15 protein-coding genes are annotated in these 19,651 nt (G+C 58.2%); 6 read left to right on the forward strand and 9 right to left on the reverse strand.

Annotated features, from left to right (window positions below; genetic code table 11):
- Positions 1-112: 112 nt before the first annotated feature.
- Together RCJ00_RS01905 and RCJ00_RS01910 are read left to right on the forward strand one after the other, a co-directional pair.
- Positions 113-676, forward strand: coding sequence for an HD domain-containing protein (locus RCJ00_RS01905; RefSeq protein WP_316221074.1), 564 nt, complete (start codon positions 113-115; stop codon positions 674-676).
- Positions 673-1,611, forward strand: a complete 939-nt coding sequence (locus RCJ00_RS01910) for an NUDIX hydrolase (protein ID WP_316219913.1) — start codon at positions 673-675, stop codon at positions 1,609-1,611. The genes RCJ00_RS01905 and RCJ00_RS01910 overlap by 4 nt, the downstream gene beginning before the upstream one ends.
- A 3-nt stretch (positions 1,612-1,614) precedes the next feature.
- Here the strand turns inward: RCJ00_RS01910 and RCJ00_RS01915 are convergent, their stop codons facing one another.
- The 6 genes from RCJ00_RS01915 to RCJ00_RS01940 form a co-directional block, all read right to left on the reverse strand.
- Positions 1,615-2,328, reverse strand: a complete 714-nt coding sequence (locus RCJ00_RS01915) for a helix-hairpin-helix domain-containing protein (protein WP_316219914.1) — start codon at positions 2,326-2,328, stop codon at positions 1,615-1,617.
- Positions 2,329-2,437: 109 nt separating this feature from the next.
- A complete protein-coding gene (locus RCJ00_RS01920) occupies positions 2,438-2,569 on the reverse strand; it encodes a hypothetical protein (RefSeq protein ID WP_316219915.1) in 132 nt (43 codons plus the stop codon).
- A gap of 10 nt (positions 2,570-2,579) precedes the next feature.
- Positions 2,580-3,488: an OmpA family protein gene (locus RCJ00_RS01925; protein ID WP_316219916.1), complete on the reverse strand. Its 909-nt coding sequence runs from the start codon at positions 3,486-3,488 to the stop codon at positions 2,580-2,582.
- A 149-nt stretch (positions 3,489-3,637) separates the two neighbouring features.
- Positions 3,638-6,304 (reverse strand): pyruvate, phosphate dikinase, encoded by a 2,667-nt coding sequence (ppdK, locus tag RCJ00_RS01930; RefSeq protein WP_316219917.1) that lies wholly within the window; start codon positions 6,302-6,304, stop codon positions 3,638-3,640.
- Between the two features lie 95 nt (positions 6,305-6,399).
- A complete protein-coding gene (glyS, locus tag RCJ00_RS01935) occupies positions 6,400-8,676 on the reverse strand; it encodes a glycine--tRNA ligase subunit beta (RefSeq protein WP_316219919.1) in 2,277 nt (758 codons plus the stop codon).
- A complete protein-coding gene (locus RCJ00_RS01940; RefSeq protein ID WP_031238537.1) occupies positions 8,676-9,560 on the reverse strand; it encodes a glycine--tRNA ligase subunit alpha in 885 nt (294 codons plus the stop codon). The genes glyS and RCJ00_RS01940 overlap by 1 nt, the downstream gene beginning before the upstream one ends.
- A 127-nt stretch (positions 9,561-9,687) precedes the next feature.
- On the opposite strand from RCJ00_RS01940, the gene RCJ00_RS01945 reads away from it, so the two are divergent.
- Both RCJ00_RS01945 and RCJ00_RS01950 read left to right on the forward strand, forming a co-directional pair.
- On the forward strand, positions 9,688-11,007 hold the full coding sequence (locus RCJ00_RS01945) for an AmpG family muropeptide MFS transporter (RefSeq protein ID WP_316219920.1): 1,320 nt from the start codon (positions 9,688-9,690) through the stop codon (positions 11,005-11,007).
- A 72-nt stretch (positions 11,008-11,079) separates the two neighbouring features.
- Positions 11,080-11,547 (forward strand): DUF6157 family protein, encoded by a 468-nt coding sequence (locus RCJ00_RS01950; protein ID WP_316219921.1) that lies wholly within the window; start codon positions 11,080-11,082, stop codon positions 11,545-11,547.
- Here the strand turns inward: RCJ00_RS01950 and RCJ00_RS01955 are convergent.
- The 3 genes from RCJ00_RS01955 to RCJ00_RS01965 all read right to left on the reverse strand — a co-directional run bounded on the left by RCJ00_RS01955 (position 11,485) and on the right by RCJ00_RS01965 (position 15,987).
- Positions 11,485-12,381: a 4-(cytidine 5'-diphospho)-2-C-methyl-D-erythritol kinase gene (locus RCJ00_RS01955; RefSeq protein WP_316219922.1), complete on the reverse strand. Its 897-nt coding sequence runs from the start codon at positions 12,379-12,381 to the stop codon at positions 11,485-11,487. The two genes, RCJ00_RS01950 and RCJ00_RS01955, sit on opposite strands and share 63 nt — an antisense overlap.
- Positions 12,378-14,204: a tetratricopeptide repeat protein gene (locus RCJ00_RS01960; RefSeq protein WP_316219924.1), complete on the reverse strand. Its 1,827-nt coding sequence runs from the start codon at positions 14,202-14,204 to the stop codon at positions 12,378-12,380. Before RCJ00_RS01960 ends, RCJ00_RS01955 begins: the two co-directional genes overlap by 4 nt.
- 100 nt (positions 14,205-14,304) lie before the next feature.
- Positions 14,305-15,987 carry an electron transfer flavoprotein-ubiquinone oxidoreductase gene (locus RCJ00_RS01965; protein WP_316219925.1) on the reverse strand — a complete coding sequence of 561 codons (1,683 nt, stop codon included), beginning with the start codon at positions 15,985-15,987 and terminating at the stop codon, positions 14,305-14,307.
- Between the two features lie 100 nt (positions 15,988-16,087).
- Here RCJ00_RS01965 and RCJ00_RS01970 point away from each other — a divergent pair, with 100 nt between their 5' ends.
- Both RCJ00_RS01970 and RCJ00_RS01975 read left to right on the forward strand, forming a co-directional pair.
- Positions 16,088-16,915: a uracil-DNA glycosylase gene (locus RCJ00_RS01970; protein WP_316219926.1), complete on the forward strand. Its 828-nt coding sequence runs from the start codon at positions 16,088-16,090 to the stop codon at positions 16,913-16,915.
- Between the two features lie 233 nt (positions 16,916-17,148).
- Entirely contained in the window at positions 17,149-19,650 is a 2,502-nt protein-coding gene (locus tag RCJ00_RS01975; RefSeq protein WP_316219927.1) for a lytic transglycosylase domain-containing protein, read from the forward strand.
- The last annotated feature ends 1 nt before the right edge of the window (position 19,651 follow it).

The raw sequence follows: 19,651 nt of genomic DNA on the forward strand, positions 1-19,651 counted from the left end.
GATGTGACAAATTGAACGGCAAGCGCTAAAACACGCCATGCCCGCCATCTACAGACCTGCCGTCAAACCTGCGAAATCCCGCCCCGACAGCGCGCCGCGCGCTTGGCAACGCATGTTGTCCAGCCGCCGCCTTGACCTACTGAACCCTCATGCCGTCGACATCGAAATCGACGATATTGCCCTGGGTTTGTCGCGCGTGGCCCGTTGGAATGGCCAGACCACAGGCGACTACGGGTTCAGCGTCGCGCAACACTGCCTCATTGTCGAAGAGATTTGCGCCCATATTGAACCACGCATTACCCCGACACACCGCCTCATGGCCTTGCTGCACGATGCCCCGGAATATGTGATCGGCGACATGATTTCCCCGTTCAAGGCGGCGCTGGGTTTCGATTACCGGCGGTTCGAAGACCAGTTGGAGCAGGCGATCTTCATCCGCTTCGGCCTGCCCGGGAAAATACCGCCCTATATCAAGTCTTTGATAAAACAAGCCGATCATGCCTGCGCCTTTTTCGAAGCGACGCAACTGGTCGGGTTCACTGACGCCGAAGCGCGGCAGTATTTCGGTGAACCCCCAGCGGGTTACGAACTGATCCTCACCCCGATGTCGGACCGGGAGGCGTGTAGAGCCTTCATTTCGCGTTTCGACGCGCTGATCTCCCTGCTGACACCATGAGCCTCGCCATTGAATTGTCGGCGGTGGTGGTGACGGTAAAGGACAACGAAGCCCTTGTCCTGTGCCTGAACCTGCCCCGAGGCGAAGCGGCCTTTGCTCTGCCGTCAGGTCCGTTCATTCCGGAAAATCACCGTACGTTCGACCTCGCCCTGCGCGCCTTCGTGCGCGAACAGACAGGCTTTGACATTGGCTATGTCGAACAACTCTACAGCTTTGGCGATGATGGCCGCCAGGGCATAGCCGCCAGTGCGCCCGATGGCGATCGGGTCGTCTCCGTTGGCTATCTGGCGCTGACGCCTCAGGCCGTTCAGGCACGCTTCGACGCCGCCTGGGTGCCATTTAACCGTTTCTTTCCGTGGGAAGACTGGCGGCACGGCGATAGCAATCCCGATCTGGAAGCGCTGCGGCCGGCCCTGCGCGACTGGTGCGATACGGCCGCCACCGGTACCGAACACGCCTTGCGTCTGAGGCGCGTCGAAACCCTCTTCCCCGACGACTTCGATAACTGGAATGAGGAACGGGTACTCGACCGCTACGAACTGCTTTACAGCGTAGGCCTGACCGGCGAAGCCCAGCGCACGCGGGATGGCGGACCGGCAGCGCCGTCAAGTGGCGAGTCCATGGCCTCAGATCACCGCCGTATTCTGGCAACCGGCCTGTCGCGCCTGCGCGGAAAACTCAAATACCGCCCGGTGATTTTCGAATTGATGCCGGAACAATTCACTTTGCTGGAGTTGCAAAAATCTCTGGAAGCCCTTTCGGGCCTGCGGCTGCACAAGCAGAATTTCCGCCGTGCCCTCGACCGCACGGGGTTTGTCACGCCTTTGGGGATCATGCGTGAGGATACCGGTGGGCGTCCGGCGGAACTGTACAGCTACAATCGCGATCAGTTTCACTTTTCGCCGTCATTGGGACTTAGTCTGCCGCGTGCCTGAGGCTTACAGCATCCTGGCGAGACGTGCCGCCTGCGACATCCAGTTTTCCCGCACCGCGCGATCCGGCGATAGGATGCGCGTAGATATCCAGGCGACATTTTCCGGCGACCAGCCGGCGACCTGCCAATAGTAATAGATGCCGAGTCCATTCAGTTCGCGCTGTTTGGCGGCATCAATACCGGATATGACCGTCAGGTCGTCGGGCGGGCTTTGCGGAACCCCCAGACGGATCGGCTCAAGGCCCGTACCGGCTTGCTGAACTGCGGCGGCGATGCTGTCTGGCGTCATGGTGGCCAGGCTGGAGGCACGGCGTTGCAGGCTCAGATCTTCACGCCGAATGAGCACATTGCCAGGGGTGGCCGACGCGGCAACCATATCGAGGCGCGGCGCCGGTTGCGGCGGAGCATAAGGCGCCTTGTCCGTCTCAAGACTCTTGGGTTCTGGCTTGAACGGCACAACAACACCTGATGTGAAGGCTTCGGCGGCGGCGTCCAGATAAGACACGGGCTGCACGGCCGGCTTTTCCGCTGGCGTCTCGTCGCCAACTTTCGAGGCAGCCGCTGCGGCGGCAACCGGCGCGTCGTCGAATACAGCGCGCGGCCGTTCGAAAGCGCTATGGTCGCTTTTTGCCCGGCGCGCCAACGTCCAGCCCACCCAGGCCGACACAAGAAACGCACCCAACATAAGCGCCAGGGATTTCAAAATCAGGATCGTCATGGCTTCCCCTAAAGCAATCCGTTCCGAAACAAAGTTCGGCCTAATCAAGCGTTTGGCGCACCTTTCGGATTGAATTGTGCGCCGGAACAAAAAACAGCTTCAGTCCCGATCACATCGATCGGAACATGACGCGCCTTACCTTCTTTGGTTTAGTAACGCGTTTGGCGACAAACCCAGTCACCAGCCCAAGACCGGCGGCGGCGGCAAGCCACAAACGCAATTCGATGATCAGATGCAGCATACGATCTCCCCTAACCGGCATTCACGGTGAAAACGACGCGACGATTTTTTGCGCGGCCTTCCGGCGTAGTGTTATCGGCAACCGGTAAGGCGCCGCCAAACCCGCGGACCTTCACCCGCTCCGCCGACAGCCCCCGTTGCACCAGCGCGTCAGCGGCTGATTGCGCCCGCGCTTGTGAAATGGTCTGGTTGACCATGCCGTCGCCGACATTATCGGTATAGCCCGACACCGTGACCCGTACCTGGGTCGGGCAAGTCGCCACGACATGATAGACATCGTCGATGAGGCGCTGGCTTTCGGCGGTCAGGTCATAGGTTCCGGGCTTGTAAGTGACTTGACGGCTGCCGACGGCTTCGACCAAATCCTGATCGCAGGACCGGGCGGCCGAGGTGCTGGCCTCGAGGGCGGAATCACCGGCCACCCGTGGACCATCCTCGACGATATTGCCCGCCGAAGCGATGGTGGTGGCGCGATCACCATGGATCACCTCCAGGGTATGCGGCTTTTCCGGTGGCGCCACCGCTACGGACGAAGAAGACACCTGAGGATAGGCGGAATAGCTGACCGCCGCCAGTTGCGGCTGGGGCGCGGGAGAGGTTACCACGCGAATGTCACTGATTGGACTGTTGACGAACGCGCCGCCGGGCAGAACCGGTTCACCTGGAACAGTGACATCGGTAAGCGTTTTCCTGGCTTTTTCCAGTTGCGCCTGAGCCTGAGCACTATCGCTGGCGACCGTCAGGGTGACGGTTTGGCCGGACACAGTCGCATCGACATCCTTCAGCCCCTGCACCGTAAGGGCGTGATCGACGCTGGCCTGAAGCTCGTTTTCGATTGTCGGCAATACCTGATAAAGGCCGACCGCAGTCAATGCGGCGAACCCGGAAAGACCCGCGACCCAGACGGCCTTGGCTGACATCGATACCCCCACACATCAATTCGGTCAAACAGCGTTAACTGTTTTATCGCGTGCGCGAACAATAGACAACCAGCCAAAACAACTGCGAGGGGACAAATAAATTGCCCCCTCGCGACTGTGCTTTCAATGTAACGACAAAAGCGGCGAAATTATTCGCCAGATGCAATTGCCGCCTGCGCCGCCGCCAAGCGCGCAACCGGCACGCGGTAAGGCGAACAGGAGACATAGGCCAGGCCAACGCCATGACAGAAGGCGATCGAGGCCGGATCCCCGCCGTGTTCGCCGCACAAGCCAAGCTTGATGTCCGAACGTTGCGCCCTACCCTTTTCAACGGCGATCTTGATCAAGGCGCCAACGCCATCCTGATCCAGGCTGACGAACGGGTCCTTCTCGAAAATACCCTTTTCGATATAGGGGTTGAGGAAGCGTCCTGAATCGTCGCGGCTGATGCCAAACGTCGTCTGCGTCAGGTCGTTGGTGCCGAAGGAGAAGAACTCCGCCGTCTCCGCCAGCCGGTCGGCCAGAAGAGCGGCACGCGGCAGTTCGATCATGGTGCCGACCTTGTAGGCGACCTCACGACCCTTGGCCGCGAAGACCTCCTCGGCGATCCTGTGCGTCATAGCCGCGAGAAACGCCATTTCTTCACGCGTCGCGACAAGCGGGTGCATGATTTCAGGCTGAGGATTACCACCGGCTACCGCCACCTCAACCGCCGCTTCGAAGATGGCGGTCAATTGGCTCTCGTAGATTTCCGGGAAGGTTACGCCCAGCCGGCAACCGCGCCAACCGAGCATAGGATTGGTTTCGCTCAACTCCTTGGTGCGCTTGTACAGCTTTTCCTCACCGACACCCGACATTTCGGCAACGGCTTTGACGTCCTCCGCCGTATGCGGCAGGAATTCGTGCAGCGGCGGGTCAAGCAGGCGGATGGTGACGGGCAGCCCGTCCATGATCTTCAGCAGTTCGGCGAAATCCGACTTCTGCATCGGCTGGATCTTGGCCAATGCCTTGCGGCGGCCGGCTTCGTCATCAGCCAGGATCATTTCCCGCACGGCCGAAATCCGTTCATCATCGAAGAACATATGCTCTGTGCGGCACAGACCGATACCCTGCGCACCGAACCCAACCGCCGTTTTGGCGTCGGCAGGCGTTTCGGCATTGGCGCGGATATCGAGCGTCTTGAACTCGTCAGCCCAGCGCATGATCTGGTGGAAGTCTTCCGAGAAATCGGGTTCGATCATCCGGATCGCGCCCTTCATGATCTCGCCGGTCGAGCCATCGAGCGTAATGATTTCGCCGTGGCGGAAGGTCTGACCGCGCGACACGAACTCGCCCCGCTCGGTATAGATGCTCATTTCACCGGCGCCCGAAACGCACGGACGCCCCATGCCGCGGGCCACGACGGCCGCGTGGCTGGTCATGCCGCCGCGCGCCGTAACAATGGCCTTGGCGGCATGCATGCCGTGAATATCTTCCGGCGACGTCTCGTCACGTACCAGAATAACGTCTTCGCCGGAGGCTGCGAAACGCACAGCGTCATCGGCGGTAAAAACGATCTTGCCCGATGCGGCGCCCGGAGAGGCCGGCAAGCCGCGCGCGATGACGACTTTTTCGGCCTTCGGATCGAGCATCGGATGGAGAAGCTGATCGAGGGCGGAGGCATCAATGCGCATTAGCGCTTCCTGAGGCGTGATCAGGCCTTCCCGCGCCATATCGACGGCGATTTTCAGCGCCGCCTTGGAGGTGCGCTTGGCGTTGCGGGTCTGAAGCATGTACAGCTTGCCCTGCTCGACCGTGAATTCCACGTCCTGGACATCGCGATAGTGGTTTTCCAGCGTATCGACCGTCGTCTTGAACTGATTGAAGACTTCCGGAAGGGATTCTTCCATCGACAAGGCGCGCTCGCCCATATCCTCACGGGCCTTCTTGGTCAGGGCCTGGGGGGTGCGAATGCCGGCGACCACATCTTCGCCTTGCGCATTCAGCAGGAATTCGCCGTACAGCTCTCCGTCGCCCGTAGACGGGTTGCGAGTAAAGGCAACGCCGGTCGCAGAGGTTTCGCCCATATTGCCGAACACCATCGACTGGATATTGACAGCCGTACCCCAGTCTTCAGGGATGTCGTGCATCTTGCGATAAAACTTGGCGCGGTCGTTCATCCAAGACCCGAAGACCGCCTTTACGGCGCCCCAGAGCTGATCCTTCGGCTCCTGCGGGAAGTCATGCCCCAGTTCGGAGCGGACCATGTCCTTGTAGTCCTTGATGATCCGTTCCCAGTCCTTGGCGGCGATATCGGTGTCGACACTGACGCCCAGGCGATCCTTGTGATCGTCCAGAATGTCTTCAAAGCTGTGGTGGCTGACACCCAAGACCACATTCGAATACATGGTGATGAAACGACGGTAGCAATCGAGGGCGAAACGGCGATCCCCGGTCAGGGTCGCCAGGCCTTCGACGGTCTCGTCATTGAGCCCAAGGTTGAGAACCGTGTCCATCATGCCCGGCATCGAGGCGCGAGCGCCGGAGCGAACCGAAACCAGCAGCGGATTCGCCACCTGGCCAAATCCCTTGCCCGTCGATTGTTCCAGTTCGGCCAAGGCGCGCTCCACTTCGTCCACCAGGCCATCCGGCAGGGAGGAGTCGTTTTTGAAATAGTGGACGCAGGCTTCCGTGGTGATCGTGAAACCGGCCGGAACCGGCAGGTTGAGAGCGGACATTTCGGCCAAATTGGCCCCCTTGCCGCCCAGAAGCGCCTTCATTGAGGCGTTGCCATCGGCCTTTCCGGCCTTGAAGGCGTATACCCAGTGCTTCGACATGAACTTTCCCTTTTCATTTTAAAGCATTTACTTGTTATTTTACGCGAGGTGTTTCGGGAAACTCATTGTTTTCCCGTATTATAGTAAAAAAGCGATCAGGCTATTTTGCTGAGATCAGCAATCTCGCCCGATAAATCACACACAGCTCTCAGTATGGCCAAACGGTTGTTGCGGATAGCCGCATCCTCCGCATTAACCAGAACGCCCTCAAGAAACGCATCCACACCTTGCCGCATTGCAGCAATTTCCTGCAAAGCGTCAATATATTTTTCCTGATCCAAGGCAGCGTCGACCGAACGGCGGGTTACGTTAATCTGCTTGATTAGGGCTATTTCGACATCCGGCGCTCCCGGCAAGGCATGCGGTTCGGCCTTCGGCAACGCGCCCTTCTTGGCTTCGGCGGCCAAGATATTCGCCACACGCTTATGGGCCGCCAGCAAATCGTCGCCCTTCGGCGTCTTCAAAACAGTTTCCAGCGCCTCGATCTTACGGGTCAGACGCACAACGTCTCCGTCCTTCAACGCAAATACAGCTTCGATGACATCGAACCGGACACCGTCGTCCTTAAGCTGGACGCGCAGGCGATCGGCCATAAAGTCCTCGAACTCCGCCCCAACCTCGGCATAGCTACGGAATGCCAGAACCGCATCCGTCACTTCAGGCACATTTGGGACATGTTCATACATCAGATCGAGATCATAGTCGCGATCGGTCGGACGGACCCAAACCGGGCTTTCCAGCAAGCCTTGCGAAAACTCCTCGAGATAGGTCTTGTAGACTTCGGTGTGACCTTCGGCCCAGCGCGGCCCCGCCGAACCACGCCAGTTTTCGGTATCGACGTAAACAGACCGGCCCTCACCCGCATAGATCAGCAAGGTGCGATACCAGTTGGCCGCGAGATCAGCCAGGCTAACGCGGACATTGAAATGGCGCAGAATGCGCAGGATGCCAAGGGCCGACCGGCGCAGGGCGAACGGATCCTTCGATCCCGTCGGTTTTTCGTTAATGGCGAAAAAGCCGATGAGGGTGTCCAGTTTGTCCGCCAAGGCGACGGCCGCGCTGACTGCGCTGTCCGGCAGGGAGTCGGACGGTCCCTGCGGCTTGTAATGCTGACGGATCGCATCGGCGATTGCCGGATCGAGCATGGCGGCATCGGCATAATACCCGCCCATCACGCCCTGAAGCTCCGGAAATTCACCGACCATATGAGACGCCAGGTCCGCCTTGGCCAGACGGGCCGCTTCGGCTGCTGTATTCGCATTGGCGCCCAACAATGGCGCCATGTCGTGGGCCAAGGCTACGATACGGGCAACGCGCTGCGCCATCGTGCCGAGCTTAGCGTGGAAGGTAACTCCCTTCAACTTTGTCAACCATTGATCGAAATTGCCGGCGCGATTGTCTTCCTTCCAGAAGAAGACACCATCCGACAGGCGCGCTGACAACACCTTGGCATTGCCGCGCTTGATTTCGGCACCGCCATCGCTGGCCTGCATATTCGCGGTGATGACGAACTTCGCCGCCATCTTGCCACCAGCGTCGCGAACGGCGAAGTACTTCTGGTGCGTGCGCATCGAGGTCTTGATGACTTCAGGCGGCAGGGTCAAAAATTGCGGATCCATGTCACCGAGCAGCGGCACAGGGAACTCGTTGAGGCCTGCGACCTCTTCCAGCAACCCTTGATCCTCAATCAGTTCACAGCCAGCTTCGGCACAGACGGCGCGGGCCTTGTCCAGGATGATCGCCTGACGGTCGGCATGATCGAGAATAACTGAATTGTCGGCCAGGGCACGCTTGTAGCTGTCAAAATCCGTCACCGGCAAAGCTTGCCCAGAACCTAGGAAGCGATGGCCTTCGGTCAGGTTGGCGGCGCGAAGGCCTTCCAACTCAAAGGGAATGACCTGACCGTCAAACAGGAACAGAATGCGCTTCAAGGGACGCACCCAGCGGAAGGTCGAGGTACCGGACCGCATGGATTTGGGCCATGGGAAGGCGAGAATAACGTCGCGCAGCATCTCACCCAGCACATCGGCCGTTTTCACGCCCGGCTTTTCGATGCGCGCCATCCAGATGCCGTTTTCGAGCTTAAGCTTGTCCTGTGTCAGGCCGACCTTGCGCAGGAAGCCTTCCATTGCCTGTGGCGGGGCACTTTCCTTAGGCCCCTTGACGTCTTCGGTGACAGCCGCCGTTTGCGTCGGCAGACCTTCAACGTGAAGCGCCAGTCGGCGCGGACCGACATAGGCCTTGATCGTAGCGAAGCTGAGGCCAGCCGCGGTCAATTTCGCGCCGAACAGGCGTTCGAAATCACGCGCAGCACCCAATTGCATCCGAGCTGGAATTTCCTCGGAGAAAAGTTCGATCAATAGTTGAGCCATTAGCGTGCCTCCTCTTGGCGCGCCCACTCGGTGGCGCAGGCCTTACAGAGGTCGCGAATACGGCCGATATAGGACTGACGTTCGGCAACGGCGATCGCGCCACGCGCATCCATCAGATTGAAGAGATGAGACGCCTTGAGCACATGATCATAGGCCGGTAAAACCAAGGGATAGCCAAGGGAATTCGGTGTTGCCAGAATGCGTTTCACCTGAATTTCCATATCCTCGAACTGACGCTTGAGCGTTGCCACATCCGACGCTTCGAAATTGAAGGCGGAAAACTGGCGCTCCTGCTCCTTGAAGACGTCGCCATACTTAACGCCAGCCTTGTTGAACTTCAAATCGTAGACGTTATCGACGTTCTGGACGTACATGGCCAGGCGTTCCAGACCATAGGTCAGCTCGCCGGATACCACGTCAACCTCGATGCCGCCCACCCCTTGGAAGTAGGTGTACTGCGTCACCTCCATGCCGTCGCACCAGACTTCCCAGCCCAGCCCCCAGGCGCCGACCGTTGGATTTTCCCAGTCGTCTTCGACGAAACGGATATCGTGAAGTTGCGGATCGAGGCCGATGGCCTTCAGCGACCCCAGATACAGAGCCTGGAGATTTTCCGGATTGGGCTTCAGGATGACCTGATACTGATAATAGTGTTGGAGGCGGTTCGGATTTTCACCATAGCGACCGTCGACCGGGCGGCGTGACGGCTGAACATAGGCCGCCTTCCACGGTTTCTTGCCGAGCGCGCGCAGAACCGTCGCTGGATGCAGCGTACCGGCGCCGACTTCAACATCGTAAGGCTGGAGAATCGCGCAGCCCTGTTCGGACCAGTAACTATGAAGGGTAAGAATCAGGTCCTGGAAGGACAGCGGTTCAGAAGACATGACCATCTGCAAATAGCGGAAATTTGGCGCGAACATAGAGGGGACCCCGGTTGGCCGCAAGCCAAAACACCCCGGATTTAAAAAGAAAAACTGTCCGAAAGGGGAAGAATCTGACTTCCTGTCGCAAATGATAGCAGCAGATACCAAACCAACGCTCAAAACGCGTTTGAATGCGCTGATTGCGGCCCTGCGTCAGCCTTCGTCCTGGCTGCTGCTGGCCTTGGGCTTTTCCTGCGCCCTGCCCTTTCTGTTGGTTGGCGGTACCCTAAGTTTCTGGTTAAGGTCTGAGCACATCTCACTGACGTTGATCACCTTTACGGGATGGGTCAGCCTGCTCTACGGTTTCAAGTTCGCCTGGGCGCCCTGGATGGACAAGGTCCACATCCCGCTCCTCTACGGCTGGCTGGGCCAGCGACGCAGCTACATGGTGTTGAGTCAAGCTGGTATAGCGACAGGCCTCGTGGCCATGGCGCTTATCGGTCCGCACCACCTGATCGCCTTCCTGGCGGCGGCCGTGTTCGTCGCCTTCAGCGCCGCCTCCCAGGAAATCGCCGTTGACGCGTGGCGCGTCGAACAGACCCGAAACGACGCCGAGCAGGCCTTGAACCCCAGCCTGTACGCCTACGGCTTCCGCGCCGGCATATTGGTGACCGACTCGCTGATCCTAGTGCTGTCCAAGCGCATCGGCTGGCCACTTTCCTATACCGTGATCGCCTGCCTCCTTGGCATCGGCCTGGTCGCGGCCCTGCTGGCACATCGCACCGAAGCGGAGCAGAAAAGCCACGACGTCCGGTCGTTCCGTGAATTGGTCGTCGATCCGTTCACTAGCTTTTTTCAAGAGCATAAAAATACAGCCGGATTAATCCTCCTGACGCTGGCCCTGTATCGCCTGCCCGACTACCTGACTATTCTGGCCGGCACTATGTACGTCGATACAGGACTGGATCCCGACGCCATAGCGGCTATGCGGGCCGGCATAGGGCTTTGGGCGTCGCTGATCGGTATCGCGGCCGGTGGCGGCTGCCTGCTGATCTTCGGCCTGAAACGCACATTCATCCTCGGCGCCCTGATCGGCCCGGTATCAAATCTCTGCTTTTCATGGATGTCGATCGCGCATGGTGATCTGCGGGTATTTGCCTTTACCCTGCTGGCCGACAATTTTTCCAATGGCATAGCGGAAACGGCTCTGGTCGCCTTCATGACCCGAATGACCGGACGCGACCACACCCTGACCCACTATGCACTGATGTATTCGGTCGCTGCCCTGACTGGCAAATTCCTGAAAGGCTTCACCGGCCTGGCGGTTGACGCCCTCACGCAACATCTGGGCCTTTTCAATGCCTATTCGACCTTCTTCATGGCCACGGCAGCCATCGGGGTTCCGTGCCTTATCCTGTGCTGGATTCTCAGCAAAAAGCGCGTATTCTCAATCCCGCCAGCCGAATGAATTCGTATAGTCTTTTTATGCGATCCGCGGCTAAACCCTTGTCCATAAAGACAAAGTATTGCGGGGTGCCCCATGAAGATTACCAATACATTCATCCGCATTGCCGATGACAGCCAAGCCGTCATGGGCCTAATTCCGAAGATCAAGGACGGCAAGCCCAGCGTGGCCCGTATGCATTATGATCTGTTGAGCGAACACCCTTACGAATACGACCTCGATGCCTTTAATTTCGAAATTTGGTGTCGCCGCAACAACATTCCCGACCAAGACCGCGACCAGCATCGCGACGCCTTTTTCTCGAAGGGGCATCCCTGCATGCGCGCGTCACCATTGACCAAGACGCACGGCTTCGGCGCCCATTATAACGGTTCGGGTAAAATCGCTATTTATCCGGTCGATTCAAAAGCCTATCAAAAACTGCTCAACGATCCGGAAAATAAGGTCGAGATGGCTATGCGCAGCAAGCGGCCGGATGCCTCATCCCAGTCGGCACGACCGCACCCAAGCCGCCGGATACACGTCCCGCAGAATCACGCTTAAAGCCTCCGCTTCGGCCGCCGTTCGACACAGGGCAAAACAGGTCGCCCCAGATCCCGACATGCGGGCAAATAGGGTCTGCGGCTGCGCTTCCAGCACAGTTAACACGTCGGCAATGACCGGCTGTAATTGAATCGCTGGCCGTTGCAGATCGTTGCGCGTCCGTGACAGAGCGGTGACGAGATGATCAATGGTTGATAGTTTACCAAAGCTCCGCATGGCATCGATCTCACCGAACGCGCCCAGCGCATCGTACCCGCCGTAAACACGCGCCGTAGAACATTCTACAAGCGGATTGATCAGCACAGCCGGCACCGAGGGCACATCGACCGGCGTTAACACCTCGCCATAGCCTTCAGCAAAAGACGATCGGCTCCATAGGCACATGATGCCATCGGCACCAATCCCGCCCGCAATGGCCGCCAACGCCGCATCGCTCATATCGGGCGCATAGGTCTTGCGCAAAAGCTGAAGCACAGCGCCCGCATCGGCGCTGCCACCGCCAATTCCGGAAGCGATAGGCAAGGTCTTTGTCAGGTGGATATGCCGGTCGATCATGATGCCGCAAGCCGCTTCGAACCGCCTCACCGCTTTCATGACCAGATTGTCTTCGCCCGCACCGAGGCCTGCGCCAAAGGGGCCGTCTATGTTGAGAGGCGCTTTGAACGGATCAATAGAACCCGTTGAATTGGCGTCCAAAAGTGCAACTTCATCGCCAAAATCGGCGAAAACCACCAAACTCTGCAATGGGTGATACCCACGCGAGTCCGGAGCGGCAACATGCAGATAGAGATTGACCTTGGCGGGCGCCAAGGTCCGGGCAGTGCCTGATCTCACGGCTTTGGCTTATGGTCGTCGTTAAGTGCCGTCTTGGTCGCGACGGGCGCGGGCTTGCCTACCGCGATCTTCTGAGACGCCACGTTGTCATCGATCTTCTTGCGCACGGCTGCCGCCTGCCGGTCCGTGGTTTTCAGCGTCAGCACTCGCTGCCACTCATACCCCGCCTCGGCATTGCGGCCCAAAGCCTTGTACACATCGCCCAGATGTTCATTGATTTCAGGATCGGCCGGTTCCATTTGCACGGCCTGCTCAACAAAATTCAACGCCTGTTCGTATTCACCAAGTTTGTAATACCCCCAACCCAGCGAATCAACGACGGCACCAGACTTCGGGTTGACCTTGATCGCCTCACGAACCAGGTCCATGCCCGCCTGAATATTTATACCGCGGCTGATCCAGCCATAGCCAAGGAAATTGAGGATTTCCGGCTGCTTGCCATTTATCGCCTGGGCCTTTTTAATGGCGGCCTCGGCGTCGGTCCAGCGATTGAGACTGTCATAGACAATGGCCTGCATGTACCAGGCCTGCCAGCCAAAGTCCGTGTCGCCGACCCGCTGTATACGGCCATTCATCAATGCCAGTGCATCGGTGTCTTTTTCCTGGCTATGCAGAATGCCGGTCTTTTCAATGATCAGGCTCAAATTGTCCGGATCGCGAGCCAGGGCTTGATCGACCAGTGCCAGAGCCTGATCCAGTTTATCATCGCCGCGCATGACCCAAACCCGGCGCAAGGTGGCCTCGGTGTAAAACGGAGACGTCACCGGCACACTGGCCCAGGCGGCTTCTGCGGCGTCGTTATCCTTCAACTCCTGCAGAAGTTGGCCGAGAAAAATGCTTTCTCGATCCGAACCGTTGTCCAGATAGCGTGACAGATTCAGGTTTGCCAGCGCGAATTCATTGTCATGTTCGCTGGCAGACAGGGTCGCGGATACAAAAAGCGCGTTGGAGATGCCTTCTTTCAGGTCCGGCAAGGGCGGCGCCTTATAGTCGGGCGAATCGATCCGCTTCAACGCCTTTATCGCCACCACGTCATTGGTCTGGCTGGCGATATTTTGCCAGATTGCCTTTGCCTCATCCTTACGTCCCTGACGTTCCAGGAAACCGGCATAATCCGGGCCGAAGATGAAACTGGCTGCGCCAGGCTGATACAAGGACACGTACAGCGATTCCGCGTCCGCCGGCTTACCCCGGATTTCATTGAGTCGCGCCCGATTTGACTTGACGAGATAGGATAGCAGACGGTCGCGATCGTTACTTTCCAGCGCCGCGTCCTTGGAGCCATCCAGTGCGTCTTTCCACTTGCCGTTCAGGGCCAGGATATATGGGCGCAACAACACGCCGTTACGGTCGCCAGGCTTTAGCTTAAGGAGCGCATCGACATGCTTCAGGGCATCGGCATTCTTGCTCGTCTTGACCGCTGTTACGACGCCAAGCAGATCGATCATCATCTCGCTGGTGTCGCTGGCGGGTTTCATCGTTTTGGCCATTTCGGCCGAACGGTCAACCTCTCCGCCCAATAAACTGATCAGAAACGCTTTTTCGCGCAAATCGGCATCTTGAGGATCCGCCATTGTCGCATCGCTCATAGCCTGAGCGGCCGTGCGGAAATCGCCGCTGGCCATAGCGACACGCCCCACCAGATATCGTGCATAGGGTGACGGATAGGGATGCAGTTCCTGCGTGACATCGGCATAGATAACGCGCGGCTGAGTCGCGACGGGCGCTGTCTTTGCCTTGGCCCATACGGGCCCGGCCATTGCCAGCGACGCGGTCAAGGCCATGAGGCTCAGACCTGAATTCAGCACCAAACTCTTTTTCACGTTACGACCTGCTCGAAGAAACATCTCAATCCCTATAACAAACATATAGGGCTAAAATGCGTAACATAAAAGTTTATGTCACAAATCCGCAGGTTGAAACCTACATGTTCGGATAGTTGGGTCCGCCGCCGCCTTCGGGGGTCACCCAGACGATATTATTGGTCGGGTCCTTGATGTCGCACGTCTTGCAGTGCACGCAGTTCTGGGCGTTAATCTGTAACCGCGGCTTGCCCACGTCCTGTCCGACAATCTCATACACGCCGGCCGGACAATAACGCTGAGCCGGTTCGGCATATTTCGGCAGGTTGATGTCGATGGGGATATGCGGGTCCTTCAACTTAAGGTGAACCGGCTGGTCTTCCTCATGATTAGTGGAAGAGATGAACACCGAGGACAACTTATCGAACGAAATCACACCGTCGGGTTTGGGATAGGCGATGGGCTTGAACTGGGCCGCCGGCTTGAGTGAATGCGCATCGCTCTTTTTGTGGTACATCGTACCGAAAATAGATATGCCGCCCAACATGTTGGTCAGCATCATTTCAACACCGCTGATCAGTGTGCCGAGATTGGTGCCGAACCGTGTCAGGATCGGCTTGACGTTGCGCACGAGCTTCAATTCCTTGGCGACGTCGGAATGTACATAAGCCGATTGATAGCTCTCCAGCACGCGCGGCGCATCGGCCTGGCTCAACGCCTTTACTACGGCGTCAGCAGCCAGGATGGCCGTTTTCATGGCGTTGTGGCTACCTTTGATGCGCGGCACGTTGACGAATCCTGCCGAACATCCAATCAGGGCGCCGCCCGGGAAGACTAGGCGCGGTACGGACTGATAGCCGCCCTCGTTGATGACGCGCGCGCCGTAGGACACACGCTCGCCGCCCTCCAGCATGTCGCGGACCTGCGGATGCTGCTTGAAGCGCTGGAACTCGTCATAGGGCGACAGATAGGGGTTTTCGTAGTTCAGGTGTACCACGAAGCCGACCGACACATAATGATCGCCGAAATGGTACAGGAATGACCCGCCGCCCGTCTTATCGTCCAACGGCCAGCCTAGGGTATGCTGAACAAAGCCCGGCTTGAACTTTTCCGGTTTGATCTTCCACAATTCCTTCAGGCCGATGCCATATTTCTGGACATCGCTTTTCGCGTCGAGTTCATATTTACGTATGACCAGTTGAGACAGCGAGCCCCGCGCGCCCTCGGCGAACAGGGTGTACTTGGCACGCAGTTCAAGACCCGGCTGATAATCGGGCTTGTGGTGCCCGTCGCGGGCAATGCCGAAAACACCGGCCACCACGCCAACAACCGCGTTGTCGTCATCGTACAGCACTTCCGAACACGCCATACCGGGATAGATTTCGACCCCCAGCGCCTCGGCCTGCTCGGACAGCCAGCGGCACAGATTGCCCAGGCTGGCGATATAGCAGCCGTGATTGCTCATATAGCCGGGTTTTGGCAGGACGGAGATATCCATGGCGCCTTGCGGCCCGAGATAAATGAACTTGTCTTCCGTCACGGGGGTTTCCAGCGGTGCTCCCATAGCCTTCCAGTCCGGAAACAGCTTGGCCAGACCAGACGGATCAATCACGGCGCCGGAAAGGATATGCGCGCCGATTTCCGAGCCTTTTTCCAGCAGGGCGACACTGATGTCGCGGCCAGTCGCCTGAGCCTGCTGCTTCAGCCGGATTGCTGCCGACAAGCCAGCCGGACCGCCGCCCACGATGACGACATCGTATTCCATGGCTTCACGTTCGATTACCGCGTCCTGGCTGTCTGCCATCTACACACTCCTTGCATGGACTTGACGTCCATTTTGTTTTTGAACTTTGCCCCCGCTCCCTCTATGAGAGACGGACCCGTTCCGTTTCAGGCCCCTGCCCGTGATCCCTTCAGATGATCTTAGATTGGAAATCGAAAGCTATCTTGGCTTTCTGATCGATCATGATCTGGAAGACGCCTATGAAGCAGAGCCTATTAATCGGACTCTGTCGGAAAATAAACACGCATTTAAGCGTGCCGTTGCGGCACCTGCGCAAATTCCCGTTACACCTGTGCAGGCAGGACACAATGTCAGCCCGCTCAGACCGCAAAGCCTTGCCCATATTGACCTTGGGACAATGCTGCAAGAAGCGCGTCAACGCGCGAGCGCGGCACGTACGCTGGACGAGCTTTATGCCGCACTCGACGCCTTTCAGCACATGCCTTTGCGCCACGAGGGCGGTAAGGGCATAGTGAAGTTTCGTGGAAACCCGACGCCGGACCTTTTGGTCATCGGCGAATGCCCCGATACCGAAGAAGACGCGGCCGGCATCGCCTTCGCTGGCAAGGCGGGCGACATGATGGACAAGGCGCTAAAAGCAGCCGGCGTGTTCGAAAAAAGCCTGTTGAGTGGCTGCGTCTTCTGGCGACCGGCCGGTGGCAGGCCCCTCACCGCCGAAGACGTTAGCCTGAACGCCCCCTTCGTGCAGGCCTTGATACGGCTATCCTCGCCCAAGGCGATTTTGCTTCTCGGCGCCTCCGCCGTGTCGTGCGTCCTCGACATGGATCAGAGCCTGGCCAAGTTGCGCGGCCAAATTCTCAGTTATGGCGACACGCAGAAGATACCGGTCATGGCCAGCTATCCACCGAACTTTCTGCTACGCCAACCGCACGCCAAAGGATTGTTCTGGAAGGACTTGCTGACCCTGGTCATCAAGCCTGGGCTTTGAAATCGCGAACCAAACTCACGCATCAAAACTTTGTTATACCCCAAAAAGGTACCCTCGCTTGCCATATTTCCAGGCCCTGTTCATTGTATGGGTGTAAGGCGGCAAGGGGTTAAGTCTTGCCATAAAATTAATCTTTGATTAGTCTCGTTAACTGTCTTGACGGCAGTCAAGCGAGCCAGGCGCCCTAGACTTCCGGCCTGGTCGCGTCCGTCTTTGTAACCAAGGAAGCCGTTTTGACGCCTACCCGAACCCTGCTTAGCCTGACCGCCCTGGCATTTGCCCTAATGGCGAACACACCGGCAAATGCGACCATGGAACCGGCATCGGCCCATACCAGCACCAAGAAGGCCAGCACCAAGAAGGCCAGCACTAAGACGGCAGCGGCGAAGACAGCCGCCGAGACGCACGCTGGCAAGAAAAGCACCAAGACAACGGATACGGACGACGACGTAAAGTCCGCCAAGAGCAAGAAAAGCGAAGCGGCCGACAGCAAATCATCCAAGGCAAGCAAATCCGCCAAGTCGAAAGAGACGGCAAAGGCGGACGACAGCGACGATGCACCGGTCGCCAAAAAGTCCAAGGCGAAGGAAACCGCCGAAGCGGGCAGCAGCAAAAAAAGCAAAAAGACGGATACAGCCGACGCCGCCTCACCCCACAAGGGCAACAAGAGCGATAGCGAGGACGCACCGGTAAAGACCGGCAAGAAGACAGAACTGGCCGAAGCGAAATCGTCAAAAGCCAAAAAGAAAACCTCCGACGAAGATACCGAAGCGGCGCCCACAAAAAGGGGCAAGAAGACTGAACTGGCCGAAGTGAGGTCATCAAAGGCCAAGAAGAAGACCTCCGACGGGGATGACGAAACGGCGCCCACAAAAAAGGGTAAAAAGACAGAACTGGCCGATAACGTTTCTTCCGAGAAAAAAAGCCGCGGTAAAACGTCTCAAAGATCCACTGAGAAGCCGGTAACTAAGGTTTCGACAGCAAAAGTGGTACCGTCAGTCCCCGTCAGCAAGGTTGCCGTACTCGCAGCAAGCGCCTCGTTTGCCAGCAGCACGACGAGTGTTTCAACGCCAGACGCACAGCCGGTCATGAACGCGGCACCCTTGCCTTACCATCTGGTAGCGGGCCAGGGCACACCGGTCGCGCCGACACCGCTGAACACCATTCTGGCGGCGAATGACGCACAGATTTACCAAGCCGCCTTCACCCTGATCGACCAGGGCGACTATGCCGGCGCCGACGCGCAACTGGCTACGGTCACGGATCGCAGCCTGATGGGCTACGCCCAGTATCATAAGCTTTTCAGCCGCGGCTATAACTCCACCTATGAAGAATTGATGGCTTGGCTGGCGGCCTATGGTGACCACCCGCAGGCGATGAAGGTATGGAACCTGGCCAAGCGCAAGAAGCCCGAAGGTGCGCCGGATCCGGCCTTTCCGCGCTTGGCCGGTGCGCCAGCCGCTTTGGGGACGGGTATTCCCCTCGCCAGCCTGACCACCTTCTCGTCCAGCAGCCCAATTGACAGCCGCGATGACCTGACTCCGGAAGAAGACTCACTGACGCCAAAATCAGCGCGGTCGGCCTATAACAATGGCCAGCTTGATCAGGCCGTCAAACTCGGCCGCAAGATTGGCGATCACTGGGTCGCTGGCCTCGCCAGTTGGCGTCTCAAACACTATGATGACGCCCTGGCTGAGTTCAAGTTTGTCAGCTCAGATCCAAGCGCCAATGCCTGGACACAATCAAGCGGCGCCTATTGGGCGGCCCGATGCGCGCAGAAGCTGGGTCGGACCGATGACGCCCAGACCTTCCTGCAACTGGCGGCCAGCTTCCCGTTCACCTTCTACGGCCTTCTGGCGGAACAACGCCTTGGCGTGACACCCGCCGTACGATTGGCACAAAAAGGCCTGCCCCCCACCTTCAGCCGCGACCAGCGCAGCGCCTTGACCGCCAGTCTGACGAGCGATTTCGCCTGGACCAATGGCAATGTGCGTGCGCAACGCCTCAATGCTCTGGTCCAGGTGGGTCGCACCGAGGATGCCAAGGATGAGTTGCAGGCGGCGATCCAATCGTCGGCTAGCGGCGCGGAACGTGATCAGTGGCTGGCATTTGGCACCCGCACCCACGTACCCTATACGCAGTTGAAACCAACGGACCGCCTGTTCGACGTCACGCTTTACCCCCTCCCCGACATTTCGCCGCGCGGCGGATTCGTCATCGACAAGGCGCTAATCTTTGCAATCGCGCGCAAGGAAAGCAAGTTCAACGCCGAAGCTCATTCCTACGCCGGCGCCTACGGACTCATGCAACTCATGCCGGCCACAGCCGCCCTGATCGAAGGTGACAATAGCTTCAACAGTAAGCCGAAGCAGCTTCTGAAACCGGCCGTCAACCTGCATGTCGGTCAAAACTACATCATGCGCCTGCAAGGGTCTTCGATCATCAGCGGCGATCTGCTGCGAACCATAGCGGCCTATAATGCCGGCGCTCGTCCCGTAAAGGATGCCGTCGACTCGCTGGGCAACGAAGCCGATTCTCTATTGGTGATGGAATCCATTCCGGTGGCGCAGACCCGTCAGTACGTCGAGGAAGTTGTCGCCAACTATTGGATTTACCGCCAGATCATGGGCAAGGACAGCAAGACGCTCGCCTTGGCTGCCAACGATGCGCGTATCGTGGACTTGACGGCGGATTCCCCTGCTCCCGCGTCTGAAGTCGCACTGGCCGACAAATAGC

The organism is Asticcacaulis aquihabitans (assembly GCF_032490435.1).
Lineage (GTDB): Bacteria > Pseudomonadota > Alphaproteobacteria > Caulobacterales > Caulobacteraceae > Asticcacaulis.

Coding starts and splice junctions, on each gene's coding strand:
- RCJ00_RS01905 (WP_316221074.1), top strand. CDS start 113: ATGTTGTCCAGCCGCCGCCTTGACCTACTGAACCCTCATGCCGTCGAC.
- RCJ00_RS01910 (WP_316219913.1), top strand. CDS start 673: ATGAGCCTCGCCATTGAATTGTCGGCGGTGGTGGTGACGGTAAAGGAC.
- RCJ00_RS01915 (WP_316219914.1), bottom strand. CDS start 2,328: ATGACGATCCTGATTTTGAAATCCCTGGCGCTTATGTTGGGTGCGTTT.
- RCJ00_RS01920 (WP_316219915.1), bottom strand. CDS start 2,569: ATGCTGCATCTGATCATCGAATTGCGTTTGTGGCTTGCCGCCGCCGCC.
- RCJ00_RS01925 (WP_316219916.1), bottom strand. CDS start 3,488: ATGTCAGCCAAGGCCGTCTGGGTCGCGGGTCTTTCCGGGTTCGCCGCA.
- ppdK (WP_316219917.1), bottom strand. CDS start 6,304: ATGTCGAAGCACTGGGTATACGCCTTCAAGGCCGGAAAGGCCGATGGC.
- glyS (WP_316219919.1), bottom strand. CDS start 8,676: ATGGCTCAACTATTGATCGAACTTTTCTCCGAGGAAATTCCAGCTCGG.
- RCJ00_RS01940 (WP_031238537.1), bottom strand. CDS start 9,560: ATGTCTTCTGAACCGCTGTCCTTCCAGGACCTGATTCTTACCCTTCAT.
- RCJ00_RS01945 (WP_316219920.1), top strand. CDS start 9,688: ATGATAGCAGCAGATACCAAACCAACGCTCAAAACGCGTTTGAATGCG.
- RCJ00_RS01950 (WP_316219921.1), top strand. CDS start 11,080: ATGAAGATTACCAATACATTCATCCGCATTGCCGATGACAGCCAAGCC.
- RCJ00_RS01965 (WP_316219925.1), bottom strand. CDS start 15,987: ATGGCAGACAGCCAGGACGCGGTAATCGAACGTGAAGCCATGGAATAC.